Genomic DNA, 17,354 nt, shown 5'->3' on the forward strand with positions numbered 1-17,354 from the left:
TTTCCGGCTTGAGGACTTGGCGGGTTAAACAAGCATTTTGGCGCTGCATGCTAGTTACCTGACGATCCGGACAAAGTAATATAATCTCTATCCGCAACTACAAAGATCTTGCAAGATCACAAAGGAGACATGTGTGATGGATATGGGATTAAGGAACAAAATAGCTTTAGTAACCGGATCGACCAAAGGGATAGGGAAAGCAATTGCCGTTGAACTTGCCAGAGAAGGCGCCAATGTGCTCATTAATGGACGAAATCATGAAGAGGTGGAACGAACCGTCCGTGAGTTGAAGTCCGAATTCCCGTCTACCTCTCCACAAAATGCCGCAGCCGATATCACGGATAAGCAGCAAAGAGAAGCCTTATTGGAGAAATATCCCCATGTCGATATTTTGATTAACAGTATGGGCATATATGAAATTATGTCATATGAGGACGTTAACGATGAAGTATGGGAAACATACTTTCGGACGAATGTGCTTGCCGCCAATGGATTATGTAAATTTTATTTGCCTAAGATGTTGAAAAATAATGACGGACGGATCGTCTTTATCGCAAGTGAAGAAGCGATGATGCCCTCAGGTCAAATGCCCCAGTACGGCATGACCAAATCCATGTTATTGTCGTTGTCCAAAAGCTTATCGAAACTAACGGCAGGAACGGAAGTCACATCGAATACGATTATGCCGGGACCAACGCTTACCGAAAAAGTATACCAAATCATTGACAGCTTGTTTCCCGGTGACATGGAATTTTCGGAAAAAGAGAAAGCATTTATGGCCGCCAACCTGCCGCAGTCCGAAATACGGCGATTTATCAGGCCTTTTGAAATAGGCCGGCTCGCCGCCTTCGTCTGCAGCCCTTATGCATCCGCCTTTAAAGGTTCTCCGATTCGTATGGACGGGGGCATGGTGCCTACGATTTTTTAATACACGCTTGTTCTGCGTATACCTGAGATCAAAGACCACAATTCGACTGTTCGTCGGGTTGTGGTTATTTTTGCTGCGTCGGTAAAATTTGCAAAAATAGTTGCAATAACATCCTATTTCGTGTATCTTGGAATTAGTTGCAATAACATCCTATCGAGAGGGGGAAGTCATCTGAACGAGCAATGGAGTCCTAAGTCCAACGGCACAGCGGAATCGCACGGTCAATACATCTCGGCTATTTATCGTCACATGCAAATACTGATCTCGGCCGAGTTAGCGCCGTATCGGATCGGAAGCGGGCAGTATATTTTCCTGATGGCAATTGCCTTCCAGCAGCCGATAACCCAGAAAGCGTTAAGCGAGAAGCTGCTTATCGACAAAACGACCACCGCCAAAGCGATTGCCAAGCTGGAAACGGAAGGATACGTGCAGCGAGAGGTCAACCCCGCCGATAACCGTTACCAACTGCTGTATTTGACGGATTCGGGACGAGAAGTGGTGCCACAGGTGCAGGAAGCGCTGGCCCGTGTGAAAAACAAAACACGTAAGGGCATAACCGATGAAGAGTATGACTTGTTCATACGCTTGTTAAAAACTGTACTCCACAATTTGACCGAGCAGGAGGAGGCATAGGGATGCACGGGAACGGAGGAGCGCAATTGACGGAACAACTGTAACTTGGGATGGGTATCCGTTTATTTGAATAGCGGGTAAGATGCTGCTAACGCCATTGAAATAGCCCGTTTTAAATATGATCAAATGACACTAAGGAGGAAATAAAAGATGAAAGCCAACCCTTTTATCGCAGTGGACAACTGCAAAGACGAAATCCAATATTATCAAGGCGTGTTTGGCGGGGAGATTACCATTTTACGCAAACAAGGGGATGCGGTGTTTAACGCGGACCTGCATGTAGATGGGGCAATCTTGAAGTTTGCCGACACGCAAGCGGCGAAGCCGGCCGCAAAAGGCGATTACGTGAGAGTGTTCGTAAGTATCGAGAAAGAAGATGAGTTCCGCAGAATTTACGGGGAACTTGCGGCCGGCGGCACGGTTCAAACGGAACCATATGAGGCTCCGTTTAACGGGCTGCTCGCTATCGTTACCGATCGTAACGGCGTATGCTGGGTGCTTTCATATTATCGTGCTTAATGCAGGGAGAGCAGGATCGGTCGCTTTACTCAAAGCTCTTCACGTTATAAGCGGCAGACGGACACGTTATTTACGTGTCCGTATTTGTCGCTTATACAATCCGTTTTCTGTTAATCCGCGAAAATTAATGTGGTTAACTACATCGTTGATGACTACCATTATGCCATATCTTCTTTCTCACGAGGCACCCGGACTTCCACCAGCGTGCCTCGTCCTTCCCGAGCGTTACGGACAATGCTCATCGAAAACCGTTCCCCATAAGCAAGCGAATAACGGCGGTACACGTTCAAAATACCGGTATGCTGCTTGAAGTACGGATCGGACGTTTCCCCGTCGGTTGCCGTAAGTTGTTCCAGGCGCTGCTGTACATCTTCCTGCAGACCGCGGCCATTGTCCGCTATCGTGTACACCCACTCATCCGCTTCCGGGCGAACGGAGATTAGCAGATGAAAATCGTCCTGCCCGGCAAGCGGACTCCAGCCGTATTTCAGCGAATTTTCCACAAAGGGCTGGATGCTCAGCTTCATGACGGGAATCGCAAGCAGCTCGGGGGCGATGTTGAACTCAGCTTGCACGTTTTTCCCATAACGGTAAGAATGGATATGCAGAAAATCCCGCGTGTACTTCAGCTCCTCTTCCAGCCGGGCGACACCCCGGTCTTTGCGCACATTATACCTCATCATACGCGAAACGCACTGCAGCATGTCGCTGACCGCATCGCCGTTGTTATGCAGGGAGTACGATTCGATCGTCTCCAGCGTGTTAAACAGGAAATGCGGATTGATCTGCGCTTGCAGCTGCAGCAGCTCTTTTTCTTTTTCGCTTAGCTTTGTTCTGATAACCTCTTGCCTTAGAATCTCCAAATCGTCCAACATCCGGTTATACGTCCGAATCAAAAATCCGATCTCATCTTGCACGGAGTGCTCAATCGGCACCGATGTTCCTCTTCCCAGCATTTGCATCCCGGTTTTAAGCCGGTATAACGGCTTCAGCACAACGCCCATAAACGGAAAAGCGACGATGAGCGCCGCCAGCAGGCTGATTACTGCAACAATGATCGTCAGCGTCTGCGCTTGTTTTACGCCTTCGTTGACTTCATCGAGATGCGATACGCCAACCAGCGTCCATTGACTGATCGTAATCGGGCTGTACATGACTTGGTATTGAGCCCCTTTGGCGCGCATCAAAAATTGGCCGGAGGCCTCGGTTTGACGTTTCAACTGCTCGCCAAGCTCGCTGAGAAGAGGGGTCGGTTCCCCGAAGTTGATCAGCTCTCCCGTACTTTTGCTGTACAGCAGCATCTGGCCGTGCTTTCCCAGCTTTGTATGATCCATCATTTGCTGCAGCCAAGCAGCGTCGATTTCGATCAGCAGCCAAGCGCTGGCGGATTGCTGACGGAGATCGGTAATCGGTCTGACGAAGGTAATGACCTGCTGCGGAGCCACTTGATAAATCGTATAATTCATCGGATGGGGAGCGATAATCGCTTCCTTATCCATTTGGAATACTTGGCTGAGCACCGGATCCTGCTGAAACGGATATTCGAATTGAACGTGAACTTTTTGCGATTCCGAATACACCTTGCCCAGCTTATCCATATAGAGCACGCCGAGGATTTCTTTCTTCGATTGAATCAGCAGCTGCAGCAAGGGCCTGAAGCTGATCGAATAGTTGGACTGGTCGGGCACGTTGCTTGGCGGAACGGAAAGGAATTTTTGAAATTCGGAATTAATGACTACAGGGGTCAGCGTCTCGTTAATACGGATAAAGTAGCTGTTGATTTCGCTTGATATATATTCGATCAGTTGGGCGGAGATGGCCGCCGTATAGTTGGTGCTGGACCTCACAATTAAATATTGCGAGAGAAAGCTGACCGTCAGCGTAGGCACCAGAGACAGCAGGATCAGCAGCGTCAGCAGCTTGCTGCGCAGAGATAAAGCGCGTAACTTGCGGGTCGCCTGTTGGAATCGTTGGAGCATTGTCGCACCGCCTTGAGGTTTTTGTTCAAAAAATGCCATCGGTCAAAAAATTATGCTCGCCAGCAACCTCACTTCTATGTTTAACTGAAGCTGAAAGAAGCCTTTGATCTTATTCGTCACCATGTAACCGATTTCCTAGCGGGAGGCTGAGACATTTTGAAAATTTGTGTAGTTGACGACGAGTTTGCGGTCAGGTCGGGTGTGATTCATAAGTTAAACGGCTTAAATAAGCCGCTGGAGGTGTTTGACGCCGAATTCGGGCTGGCTGCATTGGAGAAGATACGCGAGATTCGCCCACAGATCGTGTTTGCGGATATTTTGATGCCGGAGCTGACCGGCCTCGAACTGCTGCAGAAGCTCAAAGAAGAGCTGCCATCAATCCGAGTGTTTCTGCTGACCGGCTACAGCGAATTTGAGTATGCCCGCAAAGCGATCGAACTCGGAGCTATGGGGTATTTGCTTAAACCGGCCGACCGCAGCGAGTTGTTGAAGGCGGTTGAAAGCGTCAGGCAAGAAGGGATTATTCGGCTGGAGAGCGACTTCCGCAGATATGCGCAGCAGCTCCGGGAATGGGATGTGCATCTGGAACCGGATGAGCTGCACAAGCCGTTTGATTGGTACGATGACGCGGTTCCTAAGCGAATCCGGCTTGCGGCAGAGCCGCAGTGCTTGTCTATGGAGACGGAACGGATCGTATTATCGTTTACATACAAACTTCATATTTATGGAGCGGTGGTGCAGGCGGATTGGAAAGAGCCCGATTGCTTTATGCGGGGCGAACAATTTATAACGGCATGCCTTCAAGAGACGGAGAGATGGGAAACACGCCAGTTTTTCGGGACGCCGGACGGTGCTGGGCGAAGGGGCGGCGAAGCGCAATTAAAGCAGGCTGCCGCGAAACGGCAGGCAGTGGTGCAAGCGGTTAAGGAGCTTAACGTACCCGCAGTGGAAGCTCAGCTCGCGGATTTCTTGCAGCACATCGGACGGCTTGAGCTTAAACAGCTGCGTAAAGAGAGTGCTTATCTGATGGCGGCCCTCGAAGAAACGCTGACTGCGGGGCACGATATTGCCATTGTCGAAGAGGACAAGCTTGCCTATTGGACGTCTTGGGTGAAAGCGCACCCCAGCTGGCTGGAGCTGCGAAGCCGTATGGAGCGTTTCATAGCGGGCGGTGCGAAAGCGCTATCGGAGCTTGATTCCAGCCAGCAGCCGACCGATCTTGTCGATAAAGCGATGCAGTTCGTGAACCGCTGCAAAGGATCGGACATTAATCTGGAATCGGTGGCGTCCGCTTTGTCGGTACATTCCGTCACGTTAAGCCGGATGTTCAAGCAGCAGACGGGGGAAAATTTTGTTCGTTACGCGGTACGGCACAAAATGATGCAAGCGGAGCGATTGCTCAGAGAAAGCGAAAAAAAGGTGGGAGAAATCGCCGAGGTGACGGGGTATACGGATTACCGCTATTTCAGCCAGCTGTTCAAGCAAGCTTACGGACTGAGCCCGTCGGAATACCGCAAACGCCATGCGCGTACGGAACGTTAAAAAGTTCATACATGCCGCTAATTTATTCTCCTGTTTTCCTTACGGCCTTTTTTCTACACTTGAATTGTAAGCCATTCTATCATAAGAAGAGGGGAATTTAGTAATGAGGAAAGCGTTTTCTACGGGCATGATGACGCTGCTTGCCGCAAGTGCCGTATTATCCGGCTGCAGCGGTTCAGACGGACAGGGAGGCAGCGGTGCGGCGGATAAAACAGATAAAGCCGGCGATAAGAAGCCGGTGACGATTACGTTCTGGCATCGCTGGCCTGAATCGCAGCAGGTGTTTGAGAAGGCGATTAAGGAATTTCAGGAAAAATATCCGTACATCAAGGTGGAGCTGCCGCCGATTGCATCCTCGCAGTATTCGGCCCAGCTTCAGGCAGCCGTTGCCAGCAACGAGTTGCCTGACATCTTCGCCAACCAGAACGCCGTTCCGACCGATCAGCTGTACCAGCTGGGACTCATTCACGATTTGGACGATTTGTTCCCGCAGAAGAAAAAAGACGAGTTTTACGAGGGGACATGGACGGACGGTTTTACCACGATGGGCGGCAAAGTATATGCGCTGCCTCACTTTACTCCGCGCCGGTTTGCGCATGTGATGTACTACAACTTGGATGTGCTGAAGAGCTTCGGATTGTCGGAGAAGGATGTGCCGAAATCGTGGGATGAGCTTGTGAGCGTCGGCAAGAAGATGCGCGAGAAAGGCGGCGACGTGTATCCGCTTATTCTTGGCGTTAAAACCGATTGGCTGATGAGCGGCTTTATGGGCCAAATGGCTTCGGCGATTTATCCGGACGTGCTGCCCAATGACGGCGCTTATGTCGGGTTTAACTATAAAAAAGGCGAATACGAGCATAACTCGCCGGGTTTCGTGCAGACGCTCAAGTTTATCAAGCAGCTGCAGGATGACAAGCTGCTGCATCCCAACAGTCTTGTTATCGATTACCGCGAGGCGTCCGCATTGTTTGCAGGGGGCAAAGCCGCTTTTGTCATCGACGGGACGTTCTTGACATCCGAGCTGCAAAAAAACAATAAATTCGATCATTTTGGCGTTGCTCCGCTGCCGACCAAAGACGGCAAACCGCAATATTACGCCTTCCAAGGGGAAACGAAAGCCTCCGTTCATGTCAGCAAAAATACGAAGCATTACGAAGAAGTGAAGTTGTTCCTGCAGTTCTACATGGACCGCATCTACCAGCTGGAGATGGAAATGGGCGTGGAGGGTTCGCCGATTAAGGCCCATAATGAGAACGTGAAGGTAGACAACCCGCAGTTCATTCAAGCGCAAAAAATCCAGGATCAGATGTTTATCTTGTCGCCCCACCAATACATTCGCAACTTGGCGGCCGTCAAGGTGAATACCGAGCTGAACGGCAAGAAACCGAAGGAAACGCTCGGTAAAATACTCGAAGGTTATATGGCCGGACAAATCAAAGACCTGGAAGGGACATTAAGCAAGTTCAGCGCCGATTACAATAATGCACTTCAAGAGTCGATCAAGAAAGTGGCGGGCACCGGGGCCAAAATCAGCATCAACGATTACAAGTTCCCTAACTGGACGCCTTTCCAGCCATACACCACAAACAAATACAAAGAATTGCCCAATTGACGGGCATCGTTGACTCGCAAAGGAGTTGGAGGCATTGAGCGCTAACACAACCTTGCTGGCGGAGCGCGCGGTGGCGGGACCATCAGTCCGCAGAACCCGCATCCGTTACGCCTGGGCTTACTTGTTTATTTTGCCGCAGCTGTTGTTTTTTATTGTCTTTACGATTTATCCGATTATTATGAGTTATGTGTACGCCTTCTACGATTGGAGCGGGTTCGGCCCGCTCTCGAATTACGTCGGATTGGACAATTTGGCCAAGCTGCTGCGCGACGATCAGTTCTGGAACGCTTTTGGCAACAGCCTCATTTACATCGGCGTCAAAACCGTCATTTTAATGCCGACCACATTATTAATGGCATTAATATTGAACCAGGCGATGTTTAAAGGGAAAGTGTTTTACCGGACGATCTACTTCCTTCCGGTTGTCACGACGACATCGATTGTAGGGATCATCATGAAGTTTATTTTCGGCAACGATAAGGCGCTGGTCAACGAGCTGCTGATCGCGCTTGGCATTATTTCGGAGCCCGTGCCGTGGCTGGGCCAGCCGAATACGGCGATGATCGTGCTTATTCTCGTGGGATCGTGGAAGTTTTTCGGCATCATGATGGTGTATTGGCTTGCCGGGCTGCAGTCGCTGCCGGCCGATGTGTACGAAGCGGCTAAGGTGGACGGGGCCAGCTATTGGCAGACGCTGCGCAGCGTGACGCTGCCGCTTCTGATGCCGGTGGCTACGGTTATTTTGCTGCTGACGGTCGTCAACAGCATGCATGTGTTCGATCTGGTCAAAACGCTGACCAACGGCGGTCCATTCTTCGCCACGGAAACGGTCGATTTGTACATTTACAACTACGCCTTCAGCACAAGCGGCTTCCCGCAAATCGGGTATGCTTCCGCCGCCGGCATCGTGTTTGGCTTGACGATTTTCGTCATTACGCTGGCGCTCGGCTGGCTTGCCAAACTGTCCAAGGACGGCAAAGATGCCCGCCACGCCCAGAAGGCCAAGGGAGGAGCGGATCACGCATGAGCAAACAAACAACTACGAACGGTCTCCTTCACCTGCTGCTGATCGTCATAGGCGTCGTATGGATATATCCGTTTATATGGATGTTGTTCTCGTCGCTGAAAACGAATACGGAGTATATCAATGCAGGGTTTAAGCTGCTGCCCGAAGCGGCGCAGTGGGAAAACTACGCAAGGGCATGGCAGGTAGGACGGTTCTCGACTTATTTCTCCAACTCTGTGATCATCACTTGCTCGACGGTTGTTATTGTCATTCTGATGTGCGCTTTGACCGGATACGCGCTGGGCCGCGTTACGTTCCCCGGACGCAAATTGTTTGTGCTGATGATTACGGCGACGATGTTTATCCCGAAAGGCTATACCATCATTCCGATTTATCAGATCATTAAGGGGCTGGGCTTGCTGAACACGCTGCCGGGTATTATTTTGGCCGAATCCTCGGGAGCGCACGTGTTGTTTATCCTGCTTTATATGACCTATTTTCACAACCTGCCTAAGGAGCTGGAGGAGGCGTCGGAAATGGACGGCTGCGGATTTTTCCGCACCTTCGTGCAGGTCATGCTGCCGCTGGCCAAACCGATCATCGCCACCACGGCGATCATGCAGTTCATCTGGACGTGGAACTCGTTTTTTGTGCCGCTGATCTTCAGCATCAACAAACCCGGTCTGCGCACGCTTGCCGTCGGCATGTATTCGTTTGTGGGCGAGCATACGGTCGACTGGTCGGGGATGGCTGCCGGAGCTTCCATTTCGCTGCTTCCCGTGATCATTGTGTTTATCGTGTTCCAACGTTTTTTTATCGAAGGCATTTCCGGTTCGGTGAAAGGCTGAAGCGGATCATTCAGCATATAATCAAGGAGGAAACATATAGCCATGGCTAAACAACCGCACATTATTATATTTAATCCCGATCAATGGCGCAGCGACGTTATGGGGCATATGGGCAACCCGGCCGCCGTGACGCCGCATCTCGATCGGATGGCCGCTACCGACGGCGTCTCGTTCCGTTACGCTTTCTGCCAAAATACGGTGTGCACGCCAAGCCGTTGCTCGTTTATGAGCGGCTGGTACCCGCACGTTCGGGGTCACCGCACGATGTACCATATGATGCAGCCGGATGAGCCGGTGCTGCTGAAGACGCTGAAGGATGCGGGGTATCACGTATGGTGGGGCGGCAAAAATGACCTCGTTCCCGCGGAAAACGGGTACGAGGCGTACTGTGACGTGAAATACAAGCCGCCGGTGCAGCCGCGCCGGGAGACGAATTTGCATGCCCATGACGTATGGCGGGGCGAACCGGACGGGGATAACTATTTTTCCTTTTATGCCGGGAAGCTGGAGAAAGCGGAAGATGAGGACACGTATTACGACGGGGACTGGGCAAACGTGCTCGGGGCCATTGATCTAATACGAAACCGCCCGGCAGATCAGCCGTTGTGCATCTATTTGCCGCTGCTGTATCCGCATCCGCCTTATGGCGTGGAAGAGCCGTATTTCAGCATGATTGACCGCAGCAAGCTACCGGCGCGGTTTCCGGCTCCGGCCGGCTGGCAAGGCAAGCCAAGCCTGCTTCGCGGCATCAGCGAAAAGCAGAAGCTGCAGGGCTGGACGGAAGAGCGCTGGGACGAGCTGCGCGCTACTTATTACGGAATGTGCGCCCGTGTAGACAAGCAGTTCGGCATGCTGATGGACGCGCTTCGCGAAGCGGGAATCTACGACGATACGGCAGTATTCTTCTTCTCCGACCACGGCGATTACACGGGGGATTACGGCCTTGTGGAAAAAACGCAAAACACGTTCGAGGACTGCCTTTCGCGTGTGCCGTTTGTGATCAAGCCGCCGAAGGATGTTCCCGTGCAGCCCCGGGTCAGCGACGCGATGGTCGAGCTGATCGATTTCTCAGCGACAGTGGAGGCGCTGGCCGGCATTAAGCCTGATCACAGCCATTTTGGCCGCTCGCTGCTGCCTGTCCTAGCGGGAGAGACCGATGCGCACCGCGACGCCGTCTTCTGCGAAGGGGGAAGGCTGCATGGGGAAGAGCAGTGCATGGAACGCGAAAGCACATCGGTGGGCAACGCCTCGGGGCTGTATTGGCCGCGTATTCAATGGCAGTTGCAGGAAGGGCCGGAGCATACGAAGGCGGTCATGTGCCGGACGAAGGAATACAAATATGTGCGGCGGTTTTACGAGCAGGATGAGCTGTACGATATGGTGAATGATCCGGGTGAAACGGTCAACCGGATTGATGATCCTGCGTTATCCGAAATATTAATGGGGTTAAAGGATAGGCTGCTGACCTTTTATCAGGAGACTTGCGACGTGGTGCCGATGCGCCCGAATAAGCGGATGTAACAAAAGCGATTGTCATTCGCAAAATTCAAATAGCTTAAGTCCAGAACCCGCCGTGAAGTGAATTCCGGCCGGGTTCTTTTCTTTCTCAAGCTCGGATGGATGAGCTAAAATCCGCGGGACTGGCTGCGATGCATTAAGGAGTTGCTTAGCGCGCGAAAACTATTGGGCGCTGCTGATATATTAGGGAGCTTAGAACGAATAATTACCGCTATTAGCGGATTTTAGTTCAATCAACTTATCTCAAGTCACAAAGTATGCAAGCTTACGTATTATGAAAATAATTCAATAAATTAGTAGTTGGGGGTGATCTTTTTGAGTCAATCCAATATCCCGAATATTACCCCTGAGATCTCAATTACACGAGATGATGCTATCAACTTACTATTGTCCTCTATTGCTTTGGAGGAATTGGGATTAAGCCACATTATTAATGCCGAAGGGGAAAAAATTCAATTCGTTCTAGGCACTTTGCCGGGAGTAAGCTCGCCGGCACCGACGATCAGTGATCTATTGTTAATCAACGAGAGCGTAAGAGATACAATCCGTGACCTGACGATGAAAGAGTTTCTTCTACAGAATAAGCTTGAAAGTATTTTGACTACACCCATTTCTATTGGACCTACCGGACCTACAGGTCCTTCAGTAGGGACTACGGGCACAACGGGAGCCACGGGAGCGACAGGCGGCACAGGTGAGGCGGGAGCGGCCGGAGCCACCGGAGCCACGGGAGCGACAGGCGGCACAGGCGAAGCGGGGGTGGCCGGAGCAACCGGAGCCACGGGAGCCACGGGAGCCACGGGAGCCACGGGAGCGACAGGCGGCACAGGCGAAGCGGGAGCGGCCGGAGCCACGGGAGCCACGGGAGCGACAGGCGGCACAGGTGAGGCGGGAGCGGCTGGAGCCACGGGAGCCACGGGAGCGACAGGCGGCACAGGTGAGGCGGGAGCGGCCGGAGCCACGGGAGCCACGGGAGCGACAGGCGGCACAGGTGAAGCGGGAGCGGCCGGAGCAGCCGGAGCAGCCGGTGCAACCGGAGCTACGGGAGCGACAGGCGGCACAGGTGAGGCGGGAGCGGCCGGAGCCACGGGAGCCACGGGAGCGACAGGCGGCACAGGCGAAGCGGGAGCGGCCGGAGCCACGGGAGCCACGGGAGCGACAGGCGGCACAGGTGAAGCGGGAGCAGCCGGTGCAACCGGAGCCACGGGAGCGACAGGCGGCACAGGTGAAGCGGGAGCAGCCGGTGCAACCGGAGCCACGGGAGCGACAGGAGGCACAGGTGAAGCGGGAGCGGCCGGAGCAACCGGAGCCACGGGAGCGACAGGCGGCACAGGCGAAGCGGGAGCAGCCGGAGCCACGGGAGCGACAGGAGGCACAGGCGAAGCGGGAGTGGCCGGAGCAACCGGAGCCACGGGAGCGACAGGCGGCACGGGTGAAGCGGGAGCGGCCGGAGCCACGGGAGCCACGGGAGCGACAGGAGGCACAGGCGAAGCGGGAGCGACCGGAGCAACCGGAGCCACCGGAGCGACAGGCGGCACAGGCGAAGCGGGAGTGGCCGGAGCCACCGGAGCCACGGGAGCGACAGGCGGCACAGGCGAAGCGGGAGCGGCTGGCGCCACGGGAGCCACAGGCGCCGCAGGTGGTCTTTCTCAATACGGGTACATTTATAATTTGAGCGCTCAGACTGTAGCAATTGAGGCGCCAATTATTTTTGATTCAAATGGTGTAATTACACCTGGAATTACGCATACTCCCGGAACCTCAAGTATTCTAATTGTCAATGAAGGTGATTATGAGATCACTTACTCTGTCAGTGGAGTAGAGCCCAACCAATTTGCACTATTCTTAAACAGTGACCCGGTTACGAATTCCGTATACGGTTCTGGCGCCGGAACCCAGCAAAACATTGGGCAGGTGATACTCACCTTAGCATCCGGGGATACTCTTACTTTAAACAATCATTCTTCCGCTGCCGCAGTTACCCTTCAGACTCTAACTGGAGGCACACAAACAAACGTTAATGCCTCTGTGGTTATCAAATTATTAAATTAGTTAAACTTATCTAAGAACATGGAGCACAGGTCAGTTTTATCCAATCGAATTTCAATTATTACCCGGACACGGCCCTCTATAGGTTCGTGTCCTTTTTGCATTCTACCTTGGTAAGATTGGAGCGGCCGCAGCCGGGATTTCATGAAGGTCTGCGCGAGTTGCACGGGGTGTAAGCAAACAACGTCGTGAAGCGCCGGGCATACTAACTTTTTGACATCCCAAAAGTATTATATATTTCCCGGCGTCGGCCATGCTACATTCAAGAAGGGGGATAAGATTGCGCATATATATTGAAGCAATTCTGGCAGTATTCGTCTGCCTGGCGGCGATTGGATGCTCTGCGGGTTCATCCGGTTCGACAGCCGAGCTGCAAACGACCGGTTCGTTCACGCAAGAAAAAGTGACGGACGATAAACCGCAGCGGCCTGACAAGTATGTGCCGTTTTTCACAAGTGGCGTTCCCGGTCCAGTTATTTCGGGCCTGCAGCAGGGTGCGGTACCACAAGGATTGGCCTATTACGCAGAAAAGCAGTGGCTCGTTGTGTCGGCTTACAGAAGCGATGGTAAGCCGGGCATCCTGTCGATCATCGATGCCAAATCAGATAAGCTGCTGAAAACGTTGATCCTGTACCAGGGCGATAACACTCCCTACAAGGGCCATGCCGGGGGTCTGGCGATTAGCGATAAATATGTATGGCTGGGCGGGGAAAGCACGGTGTGGGGAATCCCGCTGGATTCAGTCATCAAAAGCGCAAATGATGCTAAGGCGGTATTTCAGGTGAAATTCCGACCGGATGCTAAGGCAACCTTTATGTCGTATTCCGGCGGAATGCTGTGGGCAGGCGATTATTATGACGTGAACGATAAGTTTATCGACAGCCATCGGAAGATAAATAGGGACAACATCACATCCCATGCATGGGCCGCTGGCTACAAGCTGGATCCGCAAACCGGACTTCCCCGGATCGAAGCCGGGCGGCAAAACGACAACATAGTTCCGGATCAAATATTGTCCCTTCCCGACAAAATCCAAGGTTTCGCGATCCATAACGGCCAAATCGCGTTAAGCCAATCCGCAGGCAGAACAAATGACAGCACCCTTTTGACATATAAAGATGAACGCAGCGGAGCTCCGCACCAGAATGTCCGATACGGCGACAAGGAGGTGCCGCTGTGGTTTCTGGACAGTGCTAACCAGCTAAATCGCGTTACAATGCCGCCGCTGTCCGAGGGACTGGCTGTTGTGAAGGATAATCTGGCTGTCGTCTTCGAATCCGGGGCGATGCAATATCGGGTATCGGCGAAATTTGTGATGGATCAAATATATTACATTAACCCAATTGGGGGACAACGTCCAGATAATTAAAAAAGCCTGTCCGCAGAGCTGAGCGCAACGGTATCGTGACCGGCCGGAGCTATGGTAGAATAATAGAGCACAAGCAACTGAGCGTCCAATACATAAAAGGGGGACTTAAGTTGAGATGGTACTCCCGGATCAGCAAACTGTATTATTTGAGGAAGTTTTTTTTAAGACTCCTGCTATATTCCGTATTTCTCGCGATCATTCCTAACATCGCTTTATCCATTATGACCGATCAGAACGTCACGACCGTTTTCCGCCAGGAATCAAGCGATAAGAACAGCGTGCTGCTGACGCAAATGAAGCATTTCATGGAAATTCTCGTGCATCAAATTCAGGACAACTGCAAACAGGTGATATTAAACCAGTCCTTTCGTAATTTCGAGAGTTTTCCAAACGGATATTATTACGAGAAATTGTCCGGTTATTTGAAGACCGAAGATTTGCCGACCAACTACTCGTACCTTCGCAACAAACAAGAGGCCGTCGCAAGCATCAATTTGTTCAAAATTTCAAATCCGTTCGTGGACACCGTTTATTACTACGACCAGGAAAAAAGCATCGTTCTGTCGTTTGGCGGCGAAACGCTGTTTCAGCAGTTCGATTTTGACTCGTTTTACGACAAGGATTGGTTCGAGCCTTTAAACAAAGGCGACTACAAAGGTTTGATTTTCCTGGATACACGTGCTGCCATGCAGGAAACCCAGAAGAAAAAAGACGTCATTACGCTGATTATCCGCTCGAACGTCACAAACGCATTTATCATCAATCTCGACGTAGCCAAGCTGCAGGAGCAGATTGTATCGAGGCTCTCCGAGCAGGATAAGCTGCTGATCGTGTCCCGGGACGGCGGCCTGATCTTTAAAACAGACGAAGAAAATACGGCCCGCGGGCTGCTGGATATGGTCGAAGGCGAACCTCGATTTTTCGATAATGAAGACATTACCCTCGTCAAGGAAAACATGCTGATCACAAGGACGTTTTCGCCGGAGCTGGGCTGGTCGTTTATCAACTTTGCGAGCATGGACCGTTTGGAGAACGGCTTGAATTACTTGAAAAATCAAATTATCCTGTCAACGGCCCTGCTGATCGGCGCAGCCCTGCTGGTTGCCATCTTATCTTCGCGCAGCTTGTATCGGCCGCTCAGGCAGGTGGTGGACACGCTGCGAGGGCAGAAACCGCGAGCGGAGGGCGGCGTGCCGCCGGAGCAGCTGAAGGACGAACTGACCGATATTAAAGATTATGTGCAGCTGACCGCTTACGAGAAGAACCAGATTATCGACAAGCTGCGGGAAAGCTTGCCTTATTACCGGGAGAAATTTATTTTATCGCTGATCAAGCCGCATACGCGTTCCGCAGAGGAGCTCGCGGCAAAGCTTGGCTACTTGGGTATCGATTTCTGGCTGGGTCCGTCGATTTGCCTTGTGTTGTCGATTGACGATTACAATGTCGTGTTGGAAGCGGAAAATCCGCAAATCGCCGACTTGTACCGGCTGAAGGCGCTGCAATTGCTGCAGGAAACCAACTGCCTCGGGGAAAACATGCTGACCGCGGAAGTCGAAGACGACAAACTTGCGATCATCATGTCGATGAAGGAGCTGCAGCTGGATCAGCTGTTTTTGCTGGCGGAGGACATCATCCAGATGCTGCAGCAGGCGATGGGCGGCTCGTTTACAATTGGCGTCGGAAGTCCTTGCAAAGACATTACAGGTTTGCCCGGTTCGTTTCATGGCGCTGCCGAGGCGCTGCAGTACCGGTTTGTGTACGGCGGCAGCCAAGTTATTTTCATCGAGGAAGTTTCGCTCAGTGTCAGCGAGGACCTGGAAGGGTTCAGCTTATTGTCAAATCAGTATATGTCTTGCATCAAGTTGGGGAAAACCGAAGAGGCCAAGCAAACGTTGGCCGCGATGGTCGACAACTTGAAGGACAAAAGAATCCATTACAACGAGGCACGTTCTTTGTTTGTCCAGCTGCTGCAATCGCTGCAGCACGGGGTTCTCGCCTTGGGCGGCAAAACCGATGCGTTGTTCGGCCCGAATCCATACCGGGAGCTGGCCGCGAAGCAGCGAGTGGAGGATTTGCTCGCATGGTTTGAAAACTTAACGGTTAAAGTGATTCAAGCCGTTTCCGAGGAACTTACGGCCAAAGGTTCCAATCATATTACGAAGCTGCTCGACATCATTGAACACGATTTAAACCAGGATTTGTCCCTTAATGCGGTCGCCGGCCGACTGTCGCTGAATCCGTCTTACGTTAGCCGGTTATTTAAGCAGTTTGTCGGAGAGACCTTCGTCGATTATGTAACGGCCAAACGGATCGAACGGGGCAAGCAGCTGCTTGAAAGCACGGAGCTGAAAATCGGCGAAATCGCTGCAAACGTCGGATACCAAAATGCCTATTATTTTATTAAATTGTTTAAAGAAGCGACCGGGATGACCCCTGGCGAATACCGCAAAAGCAGCGCGCAGAGATGACGGCATACCGGTATTAATCTTTTGACATAGCAAATCTACTATATATTTCGTCGTTCGGAGCGTGTTACATTCGGGGTCGAAAGTCACTACTACCTATGGAGGGTTATCCAAAATGAAAAAAATTAGTGGTCTCGCACACCGGGGATACCCCGGCAAAGCCCCGGAAAACACGTTATCTTCGTTCCAAGCCGCATGCGACTTGTCCTACTCCCACCTGGAGCTGGACGTGCAGTTGAGCAAGGACGGCGTGCCGGTCGTGTTCCACGACTACAAGATCGATCGCATGAGTGACGGGAAAGGCTGGGTTAAAGACTACACGCTGGAGCAATTAAAGCAGTTTCGGATCGGAGAGACCGAAACGATTCCCACACTGGAGGAGACACTGCAACAGCTGAAAGGCAAAATCGAATTCGTCATCGAACTTAAGAAAGCGGGCGAAATGTACCCGACGCTGGAAGAGGCGACGCTGGATGTCATCCGCCACACGGATACGCTCGCACAATCGCGCATCATTTCATTCGATCATTTCGCGATCGCCAAGATGAGACGGCTAGATCCGGACATTGAGCTTGGACTGCTCACCGGCAGCTGCTTACCTTATGTATTCCCTTATCTGAAGGAAATACGCTGCACGTTCCTCGGTTTTCTTGATATCTTCCTCACTCCGGCTTACGCCGAAATGATGAGGGCAAACGGCGTCGTTATATACAGCCCGGGCGTAGTCGATTCGATAGAAGCGATGCAGTTGATGACTGACAAATACCCGGATGCAGTGATCACAACCAATGAATTGGAACGATGGGCGTCCATGTATCTGAAACGATCGGAACAATAATACAATGTTGATGTCAGTTTTGTTGAACCGTAATAACCTTTTGACATT

The 17,354-nt window shown here is 51.9% G+C and carries 13 protein-coding genes; 12 read left to right on the top strand and 1 reads right to left on the bottom strand.

Annotated elements, in window-relative coordinates:
- The first annotated feature begins 136 nt into the window (after positions 1–136).
- The 3 genes from EYB31_RS11960 to EYB31_RS11970 all read left to right on the top strand — a co-directional run bounded on the left by EYB31_RS11960 (position 137) and on the right by EYB31_RS11970 (position 2,080).
- Complete coding sequence (locus EYB31_RS11960; protein WP_131013570.1) at positions 137–928, top strand: SDR family NAD(P)-dependent oxidoreductase; 792 nt, start codon at positions 137–139, stop codon at positions 926–928.
- Between the two features lie 249 nt (positions 929–1,177).
- Positions 1,178–1,561 carry a MarR family winged helix-turn-helix transcriptional regulator gene (locus EYB31_RS11965; protein WP_131013571.1) on the top strand — a complete coding sequence of 128 codons (384 nt, stop codon included), beginning with the start codon at positions 1,178–1,180 and terminating at the stop codon, positions 1,559–1,561.
- Positions 1,562–1,711: 150 nt separating this feature from the next.
- On the top strand, positions 1,712–2,080 hold the full coding sequence (locus EYB31_RS11970; protein WP_131013572.1) for a VOC family protein: 369 nt from the start codon (positions 1,712–1,714) through the stop codon (positions 2,078–2,080).
- Positions 2,081–2,238: 158 nt separating this feature from the next.
- On the opposite strand, the gene EYB31_RS11975 is transcribed toward EYB31_RS11970, so the two are convergent.
- On the bottom strand, positions 2,239–4,059 hold the full coding sequence (locus EYB31_RS11975; RefSeq protein WP_165452365.1) for a cache domain-containing sensor histidine kinase: 1,821 nt from the start codon (positions 4,057–4,059) through the stop codon (positions 2,239–2,241).
- 156 nt (positions 4,060–4,215) lie between these two features.
- Between EYB31_RS11975 and EYB31_RS11980 the strand changes: the two genes are divergently transcribed.
- The 9 genes from EYB31_RS11980 (at position 4,216) to EYB31_RS12020 (ending at position 17,306) form a co-directional block, all read left to right on the top strand.
- Positions 4,216–5,601: a response regulator transcription factor gene (locus EYB31_RS11980; RefSeq protein WP_131013574.1), complete on the top strand. Its 1,386-nt coding sequence runs from the start codon at positions 4,216–4,218 to the stop codon at positions 5,599–5,601.
- A 103-nt stretch (positions 5,602–5,704) separates the two neighbouring features.
- Positions 5,705–7,213 carry an ABC transporter substrate-binding protein gene (locus tag EYB31_RS11985; RefSeq protein ID WP_131013575.1) on the top strand — a complete coding sequence of 503 codons (1,509 nt, stop codon included), beginning with the start codon at positions 5,705–5,707 and terminating at the stop codon, positions 7,211–7,213.
- 34 nt (positions 7,214–7,247) lie between these two features.
- Positions 7,248–8,240, top strand: coding sequence for a carbohydrate ABC transporter permease (locus EYB31_RS11990; protein ID WP_131013576.1), 993 nt, complete (start codon positions 7,248–7,250; stop codon positions 8,238–8,240).
- The gene (locus EYB31_RS11995; protein ID WP_131013577.1) at positions 8,237–9,067 is read left to right on the top strand and encodes a carbohydrate ABC transporter permease; all 831 of its coding nucleotides are present in this window, start codon (positions 8,237–8,239) and stop codon (positions 9,065–9,067) included. The genes EYB31_RS11990 and EYB31_RS11995 overlap by 4 nt, the downstream gene beginning before the upstream one ends.
- A 42-nt stretch (positions 9,068–9,109) precedes the next feature.
- Positions 9,110–10,588 (top strand): sulfatase family protein, encoded by a 1,479-nt coding sequence (locus EYB31_RS12000; protein ID WP_131013578.1) that lies wholly within the window; start codon positions 9,110–9,112, stop codon positions 10,586–10,588.
- A 312-nt stretch (positions 10,589–10,900) separates the two neighbouring features.
- Positions 10,901–12,637 (top strand): alpha-helical endospore appendage domain-containing protein, encoded by a 1,737-nt coding sequence (locus tag EYB31_RS12005; protein ID WP_131013579.1) that lies wholly within the window; start codon positions 10,901–10,903, stop codon positions 12,635–12,637.
- A gap of 277 nt (positions 12,638–12,914) precedes the next feature.
- Positions 12,915–14,003, top strand: coding sequence for a hypothetical protein (locus tag EYB31_RS12010; RefSeq protein ID WP_131013580.1), 1,089 nt, complete (start codon positions 12,915–12,917; stop codon positions 14,001–14,003).
- Between the two features lie 110 nt (positions 14,004–14,113).
- Positions 14,114–16,471 (top strand): helix-turn-helix domain-containing protein, encoded by a 2,358-nt coding sequence (locus EYB31_RS12015; RefSeq protein ID WP_131013581.1) that lies wholly within the window; start codon positions 14,114–14,116, stop codon positions 16,469–16,471.
- A gap of 112 nt (positions 16,472–16,583) precedes the next feature.
- Positions 16,584–17,306 (top strand): glycerophosphodiester phosphodiesterase, encoded by a 723-nt coding sequence (locus EYB31_RS12020; RefSeq protein ID WP_131013582.1) that lies wholly within the window; start codon positions 16,584–16,586, stop codon positions 17,304–17,306.
- Positions 17,307–17,354 lie beyond the last annotated feature (48 nt).

The organism is Paenibacillus thalictri (assembly GCF_004307995.1).
In the GTDB taxonomy this organism is placed as follows: domain Bacteria; phylum Bacillota; class Bacilli; order Paenibacillales; family NBRC-103111; genus Paenibacillus_AF; species Paenibacillus_AF thalictri.

Excerpts from the sequence above, each read along its gene's own strand:
- EYB31_RS11960 (WP_131013570.1), top strand. The coding sequence starts at position 137 with ATGGATATGGGATTAAGGAACAAAATAGCTTTAGTAACCGGATCGACC.
- EYB31_RS11965 (WP_131013571.1), top strand. The coding sequence starts at position 1,178 with ATGCAAATACTGATCTCGGCCGAGTTAGCGCCGTATCGGATCGGAAGC.
- EYB31_RS11970 (WP_131013572.1), top strand. The coding sequence starts at position 1,712 with ATGAAAGCCAACCCTTTTATCGCAGTGGACAACTGCAAAGACGAAATC.
- EYB31_RS11975 (WP_165452365.1), bottom strand. The coding sequence starts at position 4,059 with ATGCTCCAACGATTCCAACAGGCGACCCGCAAGTTACGCGCTTTATCT.
- EYB31_RS11985 (WP_131013575.1), top strand. The coding sequence starts at position 5,705 with ATGAGGAAAGCGTTTTCTACGGGCATGATGACGCTGCTTGCCGCAAGT.
- EYB31_RS11995 (WP_131013577.1), top strand. The coding sequence starts at position 8,237 with ATGAGCAAACAAACAACTACGAACGGTCTCCTTCACCTGCTGCTGATC.
- EYB31_RS12000 (WP_131013578.1), top strand. The coding sequence starts at position 9,110 with ATGGCTAAACAACCGCACATTATTATATTTAATCCCGATCAATGGCGC.
- EYB31_RS12020 (WP_131013582.1), top strand. The coding sequence starts at position 16,584 with ATGAAAAAAATTAGTGGTCTCGCACACCGGGGATACCCCGGCAAAGCC.